This is a genomic window from Pseudomonas cremoricolorata DSM 17059 = NBRC 16634 (genome assembly GCF_000425745.1).
Lineage (GTDB): Bacteria > Pseudomonadota > Gammaproteobacteria > Pseudomonadales > Pseudomonadaceae > Aquipseudomonas > Aquipseudomonas cremoricolorata.
Genome location: NZ_AUEA01000003.1, coordinates 185,482 through 203,293, shown reverse-complemented (window position 1 = coordinate 203,293; position 17,812 = coordinate 185,482). Strand labels below are relative to the sequence as shown.

The following is a 17,812-nucleotide window of genomic DNA, read 5'->3' as shown; positions in this document are numbered from 1 at the left end:
CCCTGTCTGCCGAGGCGTTCGTGTCAAAAGGCATCGTTGTATCCGTCGTGGCGTCCTGCCTGTTCGCCGTGATGTATTTCTACACCTCCTTGCTGTCGCCGCTGGACGGCGAGGAAATCTTCGGTTGGCGCACCCTGCTGACCCTGCCCTGCCTGACCCTGTTCATGCTCGCCTCGCGCGACTGGCCACGGGTCGGCGCGCTGCTGGCGCGGGTGCGGCAGACCCCGCCATTGCTGTTCGGCATGCTCGGCACGTCGTGGCTGATGGGCATTCAGCTGTGGTTGTTTCTGTGGGCGCCGCTGCATGGGCGCAGCCTGGAGGTGTCGATGGGCTACTTCATGCTGCCGCTGGCCATGGTGCTGACCGGGCGACTGGTCTACGGCGAACGGATGTCGCGCCTGCAAGGCGTGGCGGTGGCCTGTGCGGCGCTTGGGGTCGGTCACGAGCTGTACCAGCATGGCAGCTTCGCCTGGGAAACCCTGGTGGTGGTGCTCGGCTATCCGGTGTACTTCGTGCTGCGCCGACGCTGCCAGACCGACCATCTCGGCGGGCTGTGGTGGGACATGTTCCTGCTGCTGCCCTGGGCGGTGTACTTCGTCATCCAGGGCCCGCTGTCAACGGCGGACATGGCTGAGCACAGCCGCCTGTACCTGCTGATTCCGATACTGGGGGCGATCAGCGCCGGAGCGCTGATCTCTTACGTACTGGCCAGCCGCATGCTGCCCTTCACCTTATTCGGCCTGCTCAGCTATGTCGAACCGGTGCTGCTGATCGGCGTCGCTCTGCTACTGGGCGAGACCATCGGTCCCGACCAGTGGCTGACCTACCTGCCGATCTGGGCGGCGGTGCTGGTGCTGGTGCTCGAGGGCATCAGGCACGTGCTGCGTCAGCGCCGTGGTCCTGCGTGAGACGCACCTGACGCACTCGCCGTTCTTCGACGGCGACCACGGTCAGGGTCCAGCCATTCCAGGCCAGGCGATCACCCACCTGCGGCAAGCGGTCGAGCAGGCTCATGACCAACCCGGCGAGGGTCTGGTAGTCGTCGGTGGCGCGCGCAGCGAAACCGGTCCGGGCCTGCACCTGGCTCAGGTTCAGCGCGCCGCTGACCACATAGCCCTGGGCGTCTTCGACGATGCCGGGGCCTGTGATTTCGCTGGCATCGGGTAGTTCACCAGCGATCGACTCGAGGATGTCGGTCATGGTCAGCAAGCCGGTGAAGTCACCGAACTCGTTGATCACGAAGGCGATGTGCGTCGACTGGCTGCGCATCTGCTCGAGCGCATTGAGGATGCTGAAGCTTTCCAACAGGTTCAGCGCGCTGCGGGCAGTGCCTTCCAGGTCTGGCTCGCCACCGCTTAGCAGGGCCTTGAACAGCTCTTTCTTGTGCACATAGCCAAGCGGCTCTTCGATGTGCCCGTTGCGGATCAGCGGCAAGCGCGAGTACGGCGAGTTGGCCAATGCCTGGGCAATGCTCGCAGCGTCCAGCGACAGGTCGATGGCGTCGACCTCGGCGCGGACCGTCATCACCGTGCGGATCGGCCGCTCGGCCAGGTTCAGCACACCGCTGATCATCACCCGCTCACGGCGGTCGAAGAGCACCTGGCTTTCGCCGCCTTCGACCAGGTCGGCAATCTCTTCACCCACCTCATCGCTGCTGACGCGGCGCCCACCGAGCAGGCGCAGCACGGCGTGTGCGGTGCGCTCGCGCAGCGGGCGCTGGGTCTGCACATGCCGCTTGCGACGCGCCCGGGCCAGCTGGTTGAACAGCTCGATCAGCAGCGAGAAGCCAATCGCCGCGTACAGATAACCTTTCGGGATATGGAAACCCAGGCCTTCGGCAGTGAGGCTGAAGCCGATCATCATCAAAAAGCCCAAGCACAGCATGATCACGGTCGGGTGGGCGTTGACGAAGCGGGTCAGCGGCTTGCTGGCAACGATCATGATGCCGATCGAGAAGATCACCGCGATCATCATCACCGACAGGTGCTCGACCATGCCGACTGCGGTAATCACCGCGTCAAGCGAGAACACCGCATCGAGCACCACGATCTGCGCCACGATTGGCCAGAACGCCGCATGCCGCACCGCGCCGTTGTTCTGCGGTTCGTGCCCTTCCAGGCGTTCGTGCAGCTCCATGGTCGCCTTGAACAGCAGGAACACACCACCGAACAGCATGATCAGGTCGCGGCCCGAGAAGCTCTTGCCGAAGATGTCGATCAGTGGCTCGGTGAGGGTGACCATCCAGGAAATACTGGCCAACAGGCCCAGGCGCATGATCAGCGCCAGGCTCAGGCCGATGATGCGCGCGCGGTCACGCTGATGGGGCGGCAACTTGTCGGCGAGGATGGCGATGAACACCAGGTTGTCGATACCCAGCACCAGTTCCAGCACGATGAGCGTCAGCAGGCCTAGCCAGGCCGTGGGGTCGGCAAGCCATTCCATTAGAGGATACTCTCGTGAGGGTGCGGGCGGGTGTACAGGCGGGACGGTCGTGGCGACCTGAAACTGGGAGGCTCCGGGAAGGCGCTCATAGATACCTTGATAGAAATTTCGGAAAATAATCCTACAACTGAGCCCGATAAATCTGACAGCAAGAAACTATTTCAAAAACTGTCTCGCCTGACCGCACGGCATTCCATGCCTCACGGGAGGCGAGCACGTCGCCGCCCCGTCGATAGGCCATGGTCACTGCAGCAGGGTCTGGATCTGCTTTTGCAGGGTAGCGAGGTCGAACGGCTTGGCCAGAATCGGCGCCTTGCGCGCGATCGGACTGCCGGATTCGAGGATCTCAGCCGGATAGCCGCTGATGAAGATCACCTTGAGGTCCGGGCGCAGCTTGACCGCAGGCTCGGCAATATCGACACCGGAGATCCCTCCAGGCAAACGGAAATCAGTGACCATCAGGTCCAGGTGCGGCTTGCTGGCCAGAATGGCGAAGGCCTGCTCGCCGTCTTCGGCTACCAGCACGTGGTAGCCCTCGCCCGACAGATAGTCGCGCAGAATCATTCGAATGGCAGGCTCATCCTCGACTACCAACACCACATCTTGTGCATCTTCGCTCATGGCAACGCCTTTGAATTCAACAAGTTGGCCCTAAGACCTCGGGTTCAGGCAGAGGTTGCCTGGACGGGGTCGATTTGTGCTTGCGGCGCAGGCAACGGCAGATAGACGCTGAACGTCGAGCCCTTGCCCTCCTCGCTGTCGACCTCGATACGCCCGCCATGGGCCAGGACGATCTGCTCGGAGATGTACAACCCCAGACCCAGCCCACTGCGGGCATGCTGGGCAGCGACGCGTTCGAACTGCTGGAAAATTCGTTTCTGGTTCAGCTCACTGATACCGATGCCTTGATCCTGAACCTGCACGCAGGCCATATCGCCCTCACGGTGCAGACGAACGTATACCGTCTTGCGGTTGCCGTAACGCAAAGCGTTGGACAACAGGTTGGCCAGTACTTGTTCAATCCGGAATTCGTCCCAGTCGCCGCGCAGCGTGTGCTTGACGCTTAGCTCGATCTGGGTTTCCAGCGCCTCTGCCTGAGCACTGAAACGCTCCACCAGACTGCCCAGCAAGCCGTCGATGTCGAACGGCTTGGGCTGAATGGACAGCTTGCCAGTGCGGATGCGCGAAACGTCGAGCATGTCTTCGACCAGACGAATCAGGCTGTTGATCTGCCGTTCGTCGCGCTCGACCATGGTCTGCAGCTTGTCCGGGCTGAACGCTGCGACATTGCCCCGCGACAGGTGCATCTTGCGCAGCTGGGTTTCCAGGATCAGGCCGTTGAGCGGGGTGCGCACCTCGTGGGAAACGATCGACATGAAGTCGTCACGCATGCGCACGGCGTGCTCCAGATCGGTTTGCGCGCTCTGCAACTGGGTCAGCAGCAGCGCCTGCTCCTGGCGGCTGCGCTCCAACGCCTCGAGCTGGCGGTCGAGCACCTCGCGCTGGCGGAACAGGTCGACGAACACGCTGACCTTGCTTTTCACCGCCAAGGTGTCCAACGGCTTGTGCAGAAAGTCCACGGCACCGCTTTCATAGCCTTTGAACGCGTAGTTGAGCTCGCGCCCGGCAGCGCTGACGAAGACGATGGGGATGTGCTTGGTCTTTTCCATGCCGCGCATCAGCTCGGCCAGCTCGAAACCGTTCATGCCCGGCATCTGCACATCGAGAATGGCCAGGGCGAAATCGTGTTCGAGCAACAGCGACAACGCCTCGTCAGCCGACTGCGCCTGGTGCACCTGGCGGTCTTCGCCCTGGATCAGGGCTTGAAGGGCCAGCAGGTTTTCCGGCAGATCGTCGACGATCAGCAGTTTGGCGGTAATGTGGCTTAGCATGCGCTGGGTTCCAGGGTGGCGAGCAACTGCCCGATACCGCTCAGAGAAAGAATGTGGTCGGGGCGATGCAGGGCCAGTGCGGCTTCGGGCATCAACGCAACCTGTGCTTCACGGGGGTCCTGAACGATGGTCAGGCCGCCATTTTGTTTGATTCGGGCAAGCCCCGCGGCGCCATCCTGATTGGCCCCGGTGAGCAGCACGCCCACCAGCTGACCACCATAGGCGTCGGCAGCCGATTCGAAGAGAAAATCGATGGCTGGGCGGGAAAAGTGCACAGGGTCCTCCTGACTCAACGAAAGGCTCAGGTCGTGCTCGACCGAAAGATGATACCCAGGCCCTGCGACGTAGATCATCCCGGCCACGATACGTTCCTTGTCGCAGCCTTCGCGTACCGTGCGGCGCAGGCGCCGCTGCAACACATCGGCCAGATGGCTGGGACGATCCTGGGGCAGGTGCAGCACACACAGCACGGGCACGGCGAAGGTCGGCGGCAGCCTGCCGAGCACCTCGAACAGTGCCGCGACACCGCCGGCCGAGGCACCGATGACGATGGCCTGCGCGCTGCTCATGACTTGCGAAAGATCCGCTCGGGGCGCACCAGCGCCTCGAACTGATTGGCGTAGGCGGAAAAGTCGATCGACTCCTTGCTGCCCAGCACCAGGAACCCGCGGTGGCACAGCGACTCGTGGAACAACCCAAAGGCGCGGTCCTGCAGGTCTTTGTTGAAATAGATCATCACGTTGCGGCACGACACCAGCTGGGTTTCCGAGAACACGCTGTCGGTGGCCAGGCTGTGGTCGGCGAAGGTGACGTTGTCACGCAGGCTGCTGTCCATGATCGCGTTACCGTACGCGGCGGTGTAGTACTCGGAAAAGTCGCGACGCCCGCCGGCCAGGCGATAGTTCTCTGCGTACTGGTGCATGTTCTGCAGCGAATAGATGCCCTGCTTGGCGCGCTCCAGCGAATACGGGTTGATGTCGGTGGCATACAGGATGCTGCGCTCGAGCAAGCCCTCCTCGCGCAGCAGGATGGCCATCGAGTACACCTCCTCGCCGGTGCTGCAGCCAGCGATCCAGATCTTCAGCGACGGCCAGGTGCGCAGCAATGGCACCACCTCGTTGCGCAGGGCCAGGAAATGGCTGGGGTCGCGGAACATCTCGCTGACCGGAATCGTCAGGTACTGCAGCAGCTCCATGAACATGCTCGGGTCGTGCAGCACCCGTTCTTGCAGCGCAGAAACCGTGCGGCACTCGAACTGGCCCACGGCATGCAGGATCCGGCGCTTGATCGAGGCGCCGGAGTAGTCGCGAAAGTCGTAGCTGTACTTGAGGTAGATGGCCTCGATCAGCAGCCGAATTTCAATGTCGGTATCACGGTTGGTGGTCAAATTCGCTCCAGTTGTGGCAGCCATACGCGAATCAGCGAGAACAGCCGGTCGAGGTCGATGGGTTTGGCCAGGTAGTCGTTGGCACCGGCCTGCAGGCAGCGGTGCTGATCATCCTTCATGGCCTTGGCGGTCACGGCGATGATCGGCAGCTTGCGCCAGCGCGGCTGCTGGCGAATCCGACGGGTCGCTTCATAGCCGTCCATCTCGGGCATCATCACATCCATCAGCACCAGGTCGATGTCCTCGTGCTGCTCGAGGCGCTCGATGGCCTCGAAGCCGTTGCGCCCGATCACCACCACAGCGCCCTTGTGCTCCAGCGCGCTGGTCAGGGCGAAGATGTTGCGCACATCATCGTCGACCAGCAGGATGCGCCGGCCTTCGAATACCTTGTCGCGGCTGCGCGCGGTCTTGAGCATGCGCTGGCGCTCGTGCGAGAGCTGCGATTCGACCTTGTGCAGGAACAGCGTCACTTCATCGAGCAGGCGCTCGGGCGAGCGTGCGCCCTTGATGATGATCGAGCGCGAGTACTTGAGCAGCTCGGCTTCTTCTTCGCGGGTGAGGTTGCGCCCGGTGTAGACGATCACCGGCGGGAACGAGCGGATGTCCTCGGTGGTCATGCGCTTGAGCAGCTCGTTACCGAGCATGTCGGGCAGCTTGAGGTCGATGATCATGCAGTCGTAGACATGCTCGCGCAGCAGCGCGAGGGCGTCGTGCGCCATGGCAACGGCGGTGATTTCGATGTCATCGTCGCCGATCAGGCGGGCGATGCTCTCGCGTTGCAGGTCGTCGTCTTCGACCAGCAGAATGCGCTTGAGCTTTTGCGTCAGCTTGGCTTCGAGCTTGCCGAACACGTCCTTGAGCTCATCACGGGTGGTCGGCTTGACCGCATAGCCGATAGCGCCCATGTGCAAGGCGGCTTCGACACGGTCTTCCACGGAAATCACATGCACCGGAATGTGCCGGGTGGTGGCCTGTTCCTTGAGCCGTTGCAGCACGGTCAGGCCGGAGTGGTCGGGCAGGCGCATGTCGAGCAGGATGGCGTCGGGCAGGTAGCGCTCGGCCAGCTCGAAGCCTTCGTCGGCGCCCTGGGCATGCAGGCAGCTGTAACCCAGCTCACGAGCCAGGTCATAGAGAATGCGGGCAAAGTTCGGCTCGTCTTCCACCACCAGAATGCAGCGGTTGCTGAACGGCGCCAGCTCACGGTCATCGGCGAAGGCCGGGGCCAGCCGCTGCGGCGCCTGGGCCGCGCTCGGCAGGGCCGCAGGCAGCGGCTGCTGGGTGAGCATCGCCCGGGCGGCAGGCGCGACTGGCTGTGGTTCTTCGCCGTCGTAGTGTTCGGGCAAGGTCAGGCTGAACAGGCTGCCCTGCCCGGCCTGGCTGCTGACGCTGATTTCACCGCCAAGCAGCTGCGCCAGGTCGCGGGAAATCGACAGGCCCAGGCCAGTGCCACCGTAGCGCCGGTTGCTGGTGCCATCGACCTGGTGGAAGGCACCGAAGATCGCCTGCTGCTGGTCGGCCGGGATGCCGATGCCGCTGTCCTGCACGGCGAACACCAGGCCACGCTCGGGCTGGTGGCTGATGGTCAGACTGACCTGGCCGTGTTCGGTGAACTTGATAGCGTTGGACAGCAGGTTCTTGAGGATCTGCTCCAGGCGCTGGCGGTCGGTGTAGATCGACGCTGGCACCTCACCCTCGATGCGCACCTGCAAGTCCAGGCCCTTGTCGCTGGCAAGCGGCAGGAACATGCCACGCAAGCCGTCGACCATGCGTTCGATTGGAGTGTTTTCAGGGCGCATTTCCAGCTTGCCGGCCTCGACCTTGGCGATATCGAGAATGTCGTTGATCAGGTTGAGCAGGTCGTTGCCGGCGGCATAGATGGAATCGGCGAACTTGACCTGTTCGGCCGTGAGGTTGCCGCTGGCGTTTTCGCCCAGCAGCTTGGCCAGAATCAGCGAGCTGTTGAGCGGCGTACGCAGCTCGTGGGACATGTTGGCGAGAAATTCCGACTTGTACTGGCTGGAACGCTGCAAATCTTCAGCGCGCGCCTGCAACTCGAGCTGCGCCTTGTTCAGCTCGCTGTTCTTGCGGTCCAGGGCGTCAGTGCGCTCAGCCAGCTGTTCGTTGGTCTGCTCCAGCTCGGCCTGTTGGGTTTCCAGGTGAGCCTGGGATTCCTTGAGCACCCGCGACTGCTCTTCGAGCTCTTCGTTGGCGGTTTTCAGTTCTTCCTGCTGAACCTGCAACTCTTCGTTGAGCTGCTGAGTTTCGGCCAGCACTTCCTGCAAACGCTGGCGGTAGCGGGCGCTCTCGATGGAGGTGCCGAGGTTGCCGGCCAGGCGCTCGAGCAGTTCTTCGTCGCGCGGCTGCAAGGGCCGCAGGAAACCCAGCTCGATGACCCCGTTGACTTCACCGTCGTGGCTGGCCGGCACCAGCATGGCGCTGCGCGGCAGGCCACTGCCCAGGCCGGAACTGAGGCGATGGAAACCTTCGGGAAGATCGTCGAGGCGAATCACCTTGCTCTGCTGCACGGCTTGCGCCAGCAGGCCATCGTGGCTGCTCAGGCGCTGCTCACGGGTCTGCTGCTCGGCGTCCAGTCCGTAACTGGCGACGCGAACCAGCTGGCCATGCTCGTCGCGTGCATACACCGCACCGACCACGCTGCCCAGGTAAGCGGCGAAGAAGCGCAGAATGCTGTCGCCCAGCAGCGGCAGGGTCAGCTGGCCGATGACCTCGCCCGACAGCTGGGTCTGGCCATTGCGCAGCCAGGCCTGGTGCTCCAGGCGTTCGGCGGCGCGTTGCTGGGCCCAGAGGTTCTCGTCATAGCTGGCAGACAGCGCCAGCAAGTCGCGCCGACCGAGGTAGGCCAGCAGCGCGGTCAGGGCGACGATGAACAGCACGAAGGCACTGATGGCGATGGTGGTCACCGTGCTCACGGTGTCGGTACGGCTCATGCGCAACTTTTGTTCGTTGTCGATGAACACCGCGAATTCCTTGCGAATCTCATCGGTGATGCGCTTGCCGCGGCCATTGCCGATGGCCTGGCGGAAGTCGTTGCCGGCCCGGCGTTGGGCGATCATTTCGCTGCCGAACTCGTTCCAGGCATGCTGCAACGCCTTGAGCCGGTCGATGCGGTCGACCTGCTGCGGGTTGTCGCCAACCATCTCACGCAGGCTGTCGAGGCTGCCGAAAATCTGCGGCTTGGCCACTTCATAGGGATCGAGGAAGCGTTCATCGCCGGTGATTAGGAAACCGCGCATACCGGTTTCCATATCGATCGACAGTTTCACCGTTTCATTGGCGTTGCCTATCACATGATCGGTGTGCTCGACCCAGCGCATGGCCGCCAGCAGGTAGCTGATCACCGCCACGAAGGCCACGGCGCCAAGCAGGCCCACACCCAGTGGCAGGCCAACGTTGCGGCTGAGCAGTTTACGGAAACTGCGTTGGTTCATCGAAGCTGCTTGAATCATCACGTGACGCCTGAGCGAATAAGAAGGGTCGAACGGCGAGCCTCGATCGAGTGATGCTCACCAGCCTGCCGGCCTGGGCAAAAGCGCTGAGTTTACCTGGGTTTTTCAGGCGTGGCAGTCACTTAGCCAGTATTGGAAGGACACATGCGACAAACGTTCCATCTATTTGCGCATATCGGTATGCTGCGGAACTTCTACCTGCCCCGGTGCACTGAGTAGAGACATGCCATCAACAGGACTCACTTCATGCACCTACTGGTTGTCGAAGACGACGACATCGTTCGAATGCTGACCGTCGAAGTGCTCGAAGAGCTCGAGTACACGGTTATGGAAGCTGGGAACGCGACCGAGGCACTCGCGGTGCTGGCACGCCTCGAGCAACCGCTGGATCTGCTGCTGACCGATGTAGGCCTCCCTGACATGACCGGTCAGGCACTCGCGCAACGGGCTCGCGAGCTGCGCCCGTCGCTGCCGATTCTGTTCGCCAGCGGATATGCCGACAGCCTGAACGTGCCGGACGGCATGCATATGATCGGCAAACCTTTCAGCATCTATCAGTTACGCGACAAGGTCATCGAAGTCCTTGGCGACGCTACCGAAACACCCGCTCAGGACTCCCTGCGCAGCAAGTAAGTGTCCATGATCCAGCCCTTTTCCTGACGGGCGCGCTCACGCACTTGCACAATACGCGCCTTGACCTCCTGCAAAGGCCCGGCAATCAGCAGCTCATCCGCACTGCCCAGATACGCGCCCCAATAGATGTACAAATCGTGGCGTTGTATGTGGGCGAAGTGGCAGTCGCCATCGAGCATGACCACCACGTTGTCGATCGTCGCCTGCTCGAGCAAGCGCCGGCCTGGCAGGATGGTCAGCGCTTCGCTGACGCGATTCAAGGGTATCTGGTGGCGCGCCGCCAAGGCCTGGACGCTGCTGATGCCGGGGATCACTTCCAGGGTCAACTGCACCCCGCGCTGGCGCACCAGATCGAGAATGCGCAAGGTACTGTCGTACAGTCCCGGTTCACCCCAGAGCAAAAAGGCGCCGATTTCACCCTCGCCCAGTTCATCACTCACTAGTTGTGCATAGAGCGCTGCGCGCTGCTCATGCCAGTCATGCACCGCGCCCTGGTAGTCGACCGCGAGTGGCTCACGCCTGGGGTCTGTGACCTGCACCAGGCGGTAGTTGCCGTCTGCTCGATGCTGCTCGAGCATGACGCGGCGTGCTTGCAGCAGCTCACGGCCAACGTCGCCTTTGTCGAGCACGAAGAATACTTGGGCGCGCTGCAAGGCCTCGACCGCCTGCAAGGTGATCTGGCGAGGGTCGCCTGGGCCAATGCCAATCAACAATAGTTGCTTCATCGTTCAGCCTGCCTTTATCAACCGCTGCCAGTGTGGCACAGCCGCGGGTAGTTGATAGTGCTCCAGACGGTGTATGAAGAGCCAAACGCGCAGCGACCAAAACAGCCTGTTACCTTCGCTGACAAGTTGCAGTTGCCCACTTGAAAGTTGGGGTTTACCGCCTGCAATGCGACAACTACACTGCACTTCAACGAACAGTTTCCATCCCTCTCGGTGGCAGGCGGCAAGCGTTGCATCATGTTCGTCGCGCCCGGCCACGGCAGTCTTACAGGAGTGACGCCAATGTCCAGACTTGCAGAATTTCGCGCCGCAGAAAAAGCCCTACAAGATCAACTTGCGCAGTTGGAATCGATGAAAAAAGATTCCGGTCTGAAACGTGAGATCGAATTCGAGCAAAAACTTTTGGGGCTGATGAAAACCTACGAGAAGGGCCTGCGCGACATCGTTGCCATCCTCGATCCCAAGGGCCAGGCCAAGGCCGCTGCCCCGGCGGCCAAGCAGCACCGCAAGCCGCGCGTGGTCAAGGTCTATGAAAACCCGCACAACGGTGAGTTGATCGAAACCAAAGGCGGTAACCATCGCGGTCTGAAAGCGTGGAAAGAACAGTACGGCAGCGACACGGTGGAAAGTTGGGTTCGCTGATGAAACCTCAACGAATGGTTCACACATTTTTCACAGCGACGCCGGCATCATTCAACCAGCTAACGGACTAGCGACCCCATCACGCGCCCGCACATGCGGGCCTCTAATACCGGCGCCCTGCACCTTTCGTGCAGGGCGCTTTCATTTGTGCGATCGAATTTCTTCCGTATCATGCGGTCTGGTCTGTTACGCCGGCACTCGCTGCCGGCTTCGTTTTTCTGGAGTACCCATGAGCCTGAATGATCTGCATGCCCTGCCGGGCATTACCGCGCAACCCGATGCGGCCACCGCCAAGTTCGTGTTCAACCACACCATGCTGCGGGTCAAGGACATCGAAAAGTCGCTGGACTTCTATACTCGCGTGCTGGGCTTCACCCTGGTCGACAAGCGTGACTTCGCCGACGCCGGCTTCAGCCTGTATTTCCTCGCCCTCGCCGACCGTGAGGCGATCCCTGCCGATGATGCCGAGCGCCATCAGTGGATGAAGTCGATTCCCGGCGTACTGGAGCTGACCCACAACCACGGCACCGAGAATGACCCTGAGTTCGCCTACCACGACGGTAACAGCGACCCTCGCGGTTTCGGTCACATCTGCATTTCGGTACCGGACGTCACCGCAGCCTGCGCACGTTTCGAGTCGTTGCAGGTGCCGTTCCAGAAGCGTCTGTCCGACGGTCGCATGAAGCACCTGGCCTTCATCAAGGACCCCGATGGCTACTGGGTCGAGATCATCCAGCCGACCGAACTCTGAGACTGCCAGGGCGCAGCGAGGCTCCTCGCCCGCTGCGTCCCTGCCCCCTGCCCTCCCGCACCTCGCCGGCCACACCTCGCCGGCCGCACCTCACCGGCCTCTCCAGCCTCAGCCTTTACGGGCGAACGCCACCGCTGCATCGACCTGCGCCTGCGTCGGCCGCACGCCGGTGTACAGCACGAACTGCTCGAGCGCTTGCAAGGCGATGACCTCAAGCCCGGTGATGACCGACTTGTCCAAGCCCAGGGCGTGTTCGATCAATGGCGTGCGTTCAGGCATGGCCACTACGTCGAACACCCATTCGGCAGCTGCGATGGCCTGCTCGGAAAACGCCAACTGCTCAGCCTCGGCGCCACCGGACATGCCCACAGGGGTGACATTGATCAGCATCGGCGGGCAGCGATCGCCCAGCGCCTTGACCCATTCATAGCCGCAGACATCGGCCAGTTGCTGCCCGGCCTGCTCATTGCGGGCAACGATCAAGCCCTCGCTGAAGCCGCTGTCGCGCAGTGCGCAGGCCACCGCCTTGGCCATGCCGCCGCTGCCGCGCAAGGCGAATGCGGTGCCAGGGTCGACCTGATGACGCTCCAGCAATTGTCGTACGGCCAGATAGTCGGTGTTGTAGGCCGTGAGGCGACCGCCGTCGTTGACCACGGTATTGATCGAATCGATGGCGGCGGCCGAGGGGTCGATGGCATCGACCAGGGCCATGCACGCCTCCTTGAAGGGCATCGATACGCCGCAGCCGCGGATACCCAGAGCACGGATGCCGGCGATGGCGGCCGGCAAGTCCTGGGTGGTCATGGCCTTGTAGTAGTAGTCCAGGCCCAGTTGCTCGTACAGGTGATTGTGAAAGCGAATGCCAAAGCTGCCGGGGCGTCCGGCCAGTGATATGCAGAGCTGGGTAGCGGTGCTGGGCGTCAACGTCATGTGCGGGGTCCTTGGATACGGGGGCGCGGCAGTGATCGGGCCGCTGGTCCGACCTTACACAACCTTTACCCTGCGGTCGTGCGCAAGTGCACGAATTCGCGGTCATAGTGGTACGCCCCAGACCGTGGGGTGCCTTGCGAGGATCGAACATGAAGCGTCACCTACCCGCGATTGCCCTGCTGATCGGCGCCCTGGCCCTGAGCGGGCCGGCGGCTGCCCACGGCGGCTGGCGCGGTGCTGGCCCGGTACTGGGCGCAGCGGTGGTTGGGGCAGTGGTCGGCGCGGCGGTGTCGGGTGGGCACGACCGGCCGGTGTACGTCGAGCGCGAACGCGCCTATTACCCGCCGCCGCCGGTGTATGTCCAGGCGCCGCCCCCGCCGGTGTACTACCAGCCCTATGTGGTCGAGCGCTACGAACCGATGCCGCCCCCGCCACCGCCGCACTACCGTTATTACGGCCCGCCGCCGGGTTACTACTACGGCCCGCCACGCTGGTGATGGGCAACTCATAGATGCGGATATGAGATCAACCGATACAGCCATAGCCGGCGGCCGCCCAGCCGCCGGTTTTTTTACTTCAAACAAGCCACTTTGCCGACGAACGGATGAAGGTTTTTTCATCTGCAGCGGCCTGCTCGACGAGCAATCGACAGCGCCTGGCCCATACTCCACAATGCGCCGGTTTTTGAGGGGGAAACCCTTGCACAGCCAACGACATAACAACTTTTAGTGAGCCTTAACGTGAAAACTTCCCTGTCCATCCTCAGCCTGCTGCTGTTGTTCACAGGAACTGCGACCTTACCGTCGACCGCTGCTGCACAACCCCCCGCTCAGGTTCAGCGTGACCCGAGCAGCTTGCACCTGGCCTCCGGCAGCGCCTTGCTGATCGACCTCAACACCGGCAAGGAACTGTACTCCAGCCATGCCGAACGGGTCAGGCCGATCGCCTCGGTCACCAAGCTGATGACCGCCATGGTGGTGCTCGATGCCAAGTTGCCGATGGAAGAAATGCTCAGCATGACCATCGCCAACAACCCGGACATGAAAGGCATCTATTCGCGTGTGCGCCTGGGCAGTGAACTGAGCCGCCGCGAGACCTTGCTGATCACCCTGATGTCATCGGAAAACCGCGCCGCCACCAGCCTGGCCAACCATTATCCGGGTGGCTATCCGGCCTTCATCAAGGCCATGAACGCCAAGGCGCGCAGCCTGGGCATGAGCCACACGCGCTATGTCGAGCCGACCGGGCTGTCGACGCAGAACGTGTCGACAGCGCGCGACCTGAGCAAGCTGCTGCTGGCCTCGCGCAAGTACCCGCTGCTCAGCCAGCTGTCGACCACCCGTGAGAAGACCGTGGCCTTCAGCAAACCCAACTACACCTTGGGCTTTCGCAACACCGATCACCTGGTGAACAAGAGCAACTGGGACATCAAGCTGACCAAGACCGGCTTCACCAACGAAGCCGGGCACTGCCTGGTGCTGCTGACGCGCATGGACAACCGCCCGGTTGCCATGGTGATTCTCGATGCGTTCGGCAAGTACACCCACTTCGCCGACGCGAGCCGGATGCGCCAGTGGCTGGAGACCGGCGCGGCCAAGCCGGCGCCGGCGGTGGCGATGCAGTACAAGGCTGATCGCCACACCCGCGCGCGGGTCGCCGTGGAGTGATCGTCCTCGGCCGACTGCGCATTCACGCAGTCGGCCGACGGGTCAGGCAACGTCCGCGGGGAAGGTCATTTCCTGCACATCGTCGGGCACCAGCAGACGCCCGGCGGTCTTGGCCCTCACCTCTTCCACCGTCACCCCGGGCGCGGTTTCGCGCAGCACGAAGGCGCCGTCGACGATTTCCAGGTACGCCAGGTCGGTCAGCACCTTGCGAATGCAGCCGGCACCGGTCAGCGGCAGGCTGCAGCGATCGAGCAGCTTCGATTCCCCGTCCTTGGACGCGTGGGTCATGGTGACGATGATGTTCTCGGCGCCGGCCACCAGGTCCATCGCCCCGCCCATGCCCTTGACCAGCTTGCCGGGAATCATCCACGAGGCAATGTTGCCCTGCACATCGACCTCGAAGGCACCGAGCACGGTAAGGTCGACATGGCCGCCGCGGATCATGGCGAACGATTGCGCCGAATCGAACACCGACGCGCCCAGGCGGGCGGTGACGGTCTGTTTGCCAGCGTTGATCATGTCCGGGTCAAGGGTTTGGGCGGTGGGAAATTCGCCCATGCCGAGCAAGCCGTTCTCCGACTGCAGCATCACATCCATGCCGGCGGGCACGTAGTTGGCCACCAGGGTGGGAATACCGATGCCCAGGTTCACGTAGTAACCATCCTTGAGTTCACGGGCGACGCGTTGCGCCATCTGTTCGCGGGTCAGTGCCATGTGCGGATTCTCATTCAGGGAAAGACAAGGGCGCTCAGGCCTTGAGGGTGCGCTTCTCGATACGTTTCTCGAACTGACCGACGATGACCCGGTCGACGAAAATGCCTGGTGTGTGGATTTCTGCCGGCAGCAGCACGCCGGGCTCGACCAGCTCTTCCACCTCGACCACGGTGATGCGCCCGGCGGTCGCCGCCAGCGGGTTGAAGTTCTGCGCGGTGTGGCGGTACACGACGTTGCCGAAGTGATCGGCCTTCCAGCCCTTGACGATGGCGAAGTCGCCGGTGATGGCCTCTTCGAGGATGTACGGGCGGCCATTGAACTGGCGCACTTCCTTGCCTTCGGCCACCGGGGTGCCATAACCGGTTGCGGTGAAGAACGCTGGAATCCCGGCACCGCCAGCGCGCATTTTCTCGGCCAGCGTGCCCTGCGGAGTCAGTTCCACTTCCAACTCGCCGCTGAGCAATTGCCGCTCGAACTCGGCGTTTTCGCCCACGTAGGAGGCGATCATCTTGCGGATCTGCCGGTCTTCGAGCAGCACGCCGAGGCCGAAGCCGTCGATGCCGCAGTTGTTGGAGACCACCGTCAGGCCACTGACACCACGGCGCTTGATCTCGGCGATGAGGTTTTCCGGAATGCCACACAGGCCAAAGCCGCCGGCCAGGACAGTCATGCCGTCGGTAAGCCCTTCGAGGGCCTCTTCATAGGTTGCTACACGCTTGTCCAGTCCAGCCATTGCTCGTTCGCCTTGTGTGGGAGAGACATGGCCGCCATCATCAGGCCAGGCTACTGATTTGTTAATTTTGATTAATTGATGGATTGATAAGTTTTCCTGACACCTCGAGGGTCCATGAACGTCAAACAGCTTCGCGCTTTCGTCAGCGTGGCCAAATACCAGAGCTTCGCCCAGGCCAGCGAGCACCTGCATATTTCGCAACCCGCGCTGAGCCTGACCATCAAAGCGCTGGAAGAAAACCTCGGCGGCGCCCTGCTCACCCGCACCACGCGCAGCGTCAGCCTGACCGCCGAAGGCGAGGTGCTGCTGCCCTTGGCGCGGCGGCTGCTGGCCGAATGGGACGACACTGAACAGATGCTGCGCCAGCGCTTCACCCTGCAGTTGGGGCGAGTCGCGGTGGCGGCCATGCCCTCGTTCGCCGGCAACCTGCTGCCGCCGGCCCTGAAGGTGTTTCGCCAGCGCTACCCGAAGGTGAACGTCACCGTGCACGACGTGATCAACGAACAAGTACTTGAACTGGTGCGCCATCGCCGCGTCGAACTAGGCATCGGCTTCGAGCCTGACAGTGGTGAAGGTTTGCGTTTCTACCCGCTCTATATGGACCGTTTCGTCGCTGTGGTACCGGCCGACTCCGCGTTGGCCGAACAACCGCAGGTCAGCTGGGCGCAATTGCTCGCCCAGGACTTCATTGCCTTGCAGCGCCCGTCTGCGGTGCGTCTGCTGCTGGAAGAACATGCCCCAGTGGCGGCCGGCAGCCTGGCGGTGGCCTTTGAAAGCCATCAGCTGTCGACCATCGGCCGCATGGTTGCCAGCGGCCTTGGCGTGAGCGCCGTACCCGCCTTGTGCATTCGCCAAATGCAGGAACTCGGCGCGCGCTGCGTGACCTTGGTCGAGCCCTGCGTCGAGCGGCGAATCGGCGTGATGGCCTTGAGCGAGCAGAAACTCTCCACCGCCGCCCAGGCCTTGCTCGAGGTCGTGCTATCCCATACTCAGACACCGGAGGTGACATGCAGTACATGAAACTGGCAGGTTGCGAGGTGCCGGTCATCGGCCAGGGAACCTGGTACATGGGCGAGCGTAGCGATCAGCGCGCAGCCGAAGTGGCAGCGCTGCAACAGGGCATCGACCTCGGCCTGACCCTTATCGACAGCGCGGAAATGTATGCAGAAGGCGGCCCCGAAGAGGTGGTGGGCCAAGCCATTGCCGGGCGCCGTGACAGCGTCTGCCTGGTCAGCAAAGTCTACCCGCACAACGCCAGCCGCCGCGGTGTGCCCGAGGCCTGCGAGCGCAGCCTCAAGCGCCTGGGTACCGATTACATCGACCTGTACTTGCTGCACTGGCGCGGCCAGCACCCGCTCGAAGAAACCATCGAGGCCTTCGAGCGCCTGCGCGAGCAAGGCAAGATCGGCGCCTGGGGCGTGTCCAACTTCGACCTGGCCGATGTTCAAGGCCTGCCCAGCGCCGACTGCGCCGCCAACCAGGTGCTGTACAACCCCAGCCAGCGCGGGATCGAGTTCGACCTGCTGCCCTGGAGCCGCGCGCAACGGATGCCGGTCATGGCCTACTGCCCACTGGCCCAAGGCGGTCGCCTCTTGCGCCACCCACGCTTGCAGGAGGTCGCCGAAAGCCATGGCGCGACCGTCGCGCAGGTGTGTCTGGCCTGGGCCACCTACGGCGGTGGAGTGATCGCCATTCCCAAGGCGGTCAGCCCCGAGCACGTGCAACTCAACGCCGCCGCCGGCGCCTTGCGCCTGACCGAGGAAGACTTGCAGATCATCGACGAGGCCTTCGCACCGCCCAGCCACAAGCAGCGTCTGGAAATCGTCTGA

18 protein-coding genes are annotated in these 17,812 nt (G+C 62.7%); 8 read left to right on the top strand and 10 right to left on the bottom strand.

Translation table 11 applies throughout. The features are described 5' to 3' along the window. Positions 1-20 precede the first annotated feature (20 nt). Positions 21-908: an EamA family transporter RarD gene (gene rarD / locus H618_RS0105470; RefSeq protein WP_028694116.1), complete on the top strand. Its 888-nt coding sequence runs from the start codon at positions 21-23 to the stop codon at positions 906-908. Here the strand turns inward: rarD and H618_RS0105465 are convergent. The 6 genes from H618_RS0105465 to H618_RS0105440 all read right to left on the bottom strand — a co-directional run bounded on the left by H618_RS0105465 (position 871) and on the right by H618_RS0105440 (position 9,188). Next, a complete protein-coding gene (locus tag H618_RS0105465; RefSeq protein WP_028694115.1) occupies positions 871-2,442 on the bottom strand; it encodes a TerC family protein in 1,572 nt (523 codons plus the stop codon). The genes rarD and H618_RS0105465 overlap by 38 nt on opposite strands. A gap of 243 nt (positions 2,443-2,685) precedes the next feature. Then, on the bottom strand, positions 2,686-3,063 hold the full coding sequence (locus H618_RS0105460; protein WP_028694114.1) for a response regulator: 378 nt from the start codon (positions 3,061-3,063) through the stop codon (positions 2,686-2,688). 44 nt (positions 3,064-3,107) lie between these two features. After that, positions 3,108-4,334 (bottom strand): hybrid sensor histidine kinase/response regulator, encoded by a 1,227-nt coding sequence (locus H618_RS0105455; protein WP_028694113.1) that lies wholly within the window; start codon positions 4,332-4,334, stop codon positions 3,108-3,110. After that, a complete protein-coding gene (locus H618_RS0105450) occupies positions 4,328-4,903 on the bottom strand; it encodes a chemotaxis protein CheB (protein WP_028694112.1) in 576 nt (191 codons plus the stop codon). The genes H618_RS0105455 and H618_RS0105450 overlap by 7 nt, the downstream gene beginning before the upstream one ends. Then, the gene (locus H618_RS0105445) at positions 4,900-5,721 is read right to left on the bottom strand and encodes a CheR family methyltransferase (protein WP_028694111.1); all 822 of its coding nucleotides are present in this window, start codon (positions 5,719-5,721) and stop codon (positions 4,900-4,902) included. The genes H618_RS0105450 and H618_RS0105445 overlap by 4 nt, the downstream gene beginning before the upstream one ends. Further along, the gene (locus H618_RS0105440; protein ID WP_028694110.1) at positions 5,718-9,188 is read right to left on the bottom strand and encodes a response regulator; all 3,471 of its coding nucleotides are present in this window, start codon (positions 9,186-9,188) and stop codon (positions 5,718-5,720) included. Before H618_RS0105440 ends, H618_RS0105445 begins: the two co-directional genes overlap by 4 nt. A gap of 246 nt (positions 9,189-9,434) precedes the next feature. Here H618_RS0105440 and H618_RS21280 point away from each other — a divergent pair, with 246 nt between their 5' ends. Beyond that, complete coding sequence (locus H618_RS21280) at positions 9,435-9,821, top strand: response regulator (RefSeq protein WP_050577215.1); 387 nt, start codon at positions 9,435-9,437, stop codon at positions 9,819-9,821. On the opposite strand, the gene cobF is transcribed toward H618_RS21280, so the two are convergent. Next, positions 9,797-10,546 (bottom strand): precorrin-6A synthase (deacetylating), encoded by a 750-nt coding sequence (gene cobF / locus H618_RS0105430; RefSeq protein WP_028694109.1) that lies wholly within the window; start codon positions 10,544-10,546, stop codon positions 9,797-9,799. The genes H618_RS21280 and cobF overlap by 25 nt on opposite strands. 282 nt (positions 10,547-10,828) lie before the next feature. On the opposite strand from cobF, the gene H618_RS0105425 reads away from it, so the two are divergent. Both H618_RS0105425 and gloA read left to right on the top strand, forming a co-directional pair. Further along, positions 10,829-11,188 carry a histone-like nucleoid-structuring protein, MvaT/MvaU family gene (locus tag H618_RS0105425; protein WP_028694108.1) on the top strand — a complete coding sequence of 120 codons (360 nt, stop codon included), beginning with the start codon at positions 10,829-10,831 and terminating at the stop codon, positions 11,186-11,188. A 229-nt stretch (positions 11,189-11,417) separates the two neighbouring features. Next, a complete protein-coding gene (gloA, locus tag H618_RS0105420) occupies positions 11,418-11,939 on the top strand; it encodes a lactoylglutathione lyase (protein ID WP_028694107.1) in 522 nt (173 codons plus the stop codon). 108 nt (positions 11,940-12,047) lie between these two features. Here gloA and H618_RS0105415 read toward each other — a convergent pair whose 3' ends face one another. Then, positions 12,048-12,869, bottom strand: a complete 822-nt coding sequence (locus H618_RS0105415) for a shikimate 5-dehydrogenase (protein WP_028694106.1) — start codon at positions 12,867-12,869, stop codon at positions 12,048-12,050. 149 nt (positions 12,870-13,018) lie between these two features. Here H618_RS0105415 and H618_RS0105410 point away from each other — a divergent pair, with 149 nt between their 5' ends. Beyond that, complete coding sequence (locus tag H618_RS0105410; RefSeq protein WP_028694105.1) at positions 13,019-13,366, top strand: hypothetical protein; 348 nt, start codon at positions 13,019-13,021, stop codon at positions 13,364-13,366. Positions 13,367-13,609: 243 nt separating this feature from the next. Beyond that, positions 13,610-14,536 carry a D-alanyl-D-alanine endopeptidase gene (gene pbpG / locus H618_RS0105405; RefSeq protein WP_028694104.1) on the top strand — a complete coding sequence of 309 codons (927 nt, stop codon included), beginning with the start codon at positions 13,610-13,612 and terminating at the stop codon, positions 14,534-14,536. Between the two features lie 42 nt (positions 14,537-14,578). Here the strand turns inward: pbpG and H618_RS0105400 are convergent, their stop codons facing one another. Then, positions 14,579-15,250, bottom strand: coding sequence for a CoA transferase subunit B (locus tag H618_RS0105400; RefSeq protein WP_028694103.1), 672 nt, complete (start codon positions 15,248-15,250; stop codon positions 14,579-14,581). Positions 15,251-15,284: 34 nt separating this feature from the next. Next, positions 15,285-15,983, bottom strand: a complete 699-nt coding sequence (locus H618_RS0105395; protein ID WP_028694102.1) for a CoA transferase subunit A — start codon at positions 15,981-15,983, stop codon at positions 15,285-15,287. 114 nt (positions 15,984-16,097) lie between these two features. On the opposite strand from H618_RS0105395, the gene H618_RS0105390 reads away from it, so the two are divergent. Both H618_RS0105390 and H618_RS0105385 read left to right on the top strand, forming a co-directional pair. Beyond that, a complete protein-coding gene (locus H618_RS0105390; RefSeq protein ID WP_028694101.1) occupies positions 16,098-17,003 on the top strand; it encodes a LysR family transcriptional regulator in 906 nt (301 codons plus the stop codon). Continuing rightward, positions 16,991-17,812, top strand: coding sequence for an aldo/keto reductase (locus H618_RS0105385; RefSeq protein ID WP_028694100.1), 822 nt, complete (start codon positions 16,991-16,993; stop codon positions 17,810-17,812). The genes H618_RS0105390 and H618_RS0105385 overlap by 13 nt, the downstream gene beginning before the upstream one ends.

Coding starts and splice junctions, on each gene's coding strand:
- H618_RS0105400 (WP_028694103.1), bottom strand. CDS start 15,250: ATGGCACTGACCCGCGAACAGATGGCGCAACGCGTCGCCCGTGAACTC.
- H618_RS0105455 (WP_028694113.1), bottom strand. CDS start 4,334: ATGCTAAGCCACATTACCGCCAAACTGCTGATCGTCGACGATCTGCCG.
- H618_RS0105460 (WP_028694114.1), bottom strand. CDS start 3,063: ATGAGCGAAGATGCACAAGATGTGGTGTTGGTAGTCGAGGATGAGCCT.
- cobF (WP_028694109.1), bottom strand. CDS start 10,546: ATGAAGCAACTATTGTTGATTGGCATTGGCCCAGGCGACCCTCGCCAG.
- H618_RS0105465 (WP_028694115.1), bottom strand. CDS start 2,442: ATGGAATGGCTTGCCGACCCCACGGCCTGGCTAGGCCTGCTGACGCTC.
- gloA (WP_028694107.1), top strand. CDS start 11,418: ATGAGCCTGAATGATCTGCATGCCCTGCCGGGCATTACCGCGCAACCC.
- H618_RS0105385 (WP_028694100.1), top strand. CDS start 16,991: ATGCAGTACATGAAACTGGCAGGTTGCGAGGTGCCGGTCATCGGCCAG.
- H618_RS0105390 (WP_028694101.1), top strand. CDS start 16,098: ATGAACGTCAAACAGCTTCGCGCTTTCGTCAGCGTGGCCAAATACCAG.
- H618_RS21280 (WP_050577215.1), top strand. CDS start 9,435: ATGCACCTACTGGTTGTCGAAGACGACGACATCGTTCGAATGCTGACC.
- H618_RS0105425 (WP_028694108.1), top strand. CDS start 10,829: ATGTCCAGACTTGCAGAATTTCGCGCCGCAGAAAAAGCCCTACAAGAT.
- H618_RS0105410 (WP_028694105.1), top strand. CDS start 13,019: ATGAAGCGTCACCTACCCGCGATTGCCCTGCTGATCGGCGCCCTGGCC.
- H618_RS0105450 (WP_028694112.1), bottom strand. CDS start 4,903: ATGAGCAGCGCGCAGGCCATCGTCATCGGTGCCTCGGCCGGCGGTGTC.
- H618_RS0105440 (WP_028694110.1), bottom strand. CDS start 9,188: ATGATTCAAGCAGCTTCGATGAACCAACGCAGTTTCCGTAAACTGCTC.
- H618_RS0105395 (WP_028694102.1), bottom strand. CDS start 15,983: ATGGCTGGACTGGACAAGCGTGTAGCAACCTATGAAGAGGCCCTCGAA.
- H618_RS0105415 (WP_028694106.1), bottom strand. CDS start 12,869: ATGACGTTGACGCCCAGCACCGCTACCCAGCTCTGCATATCACTGGCC.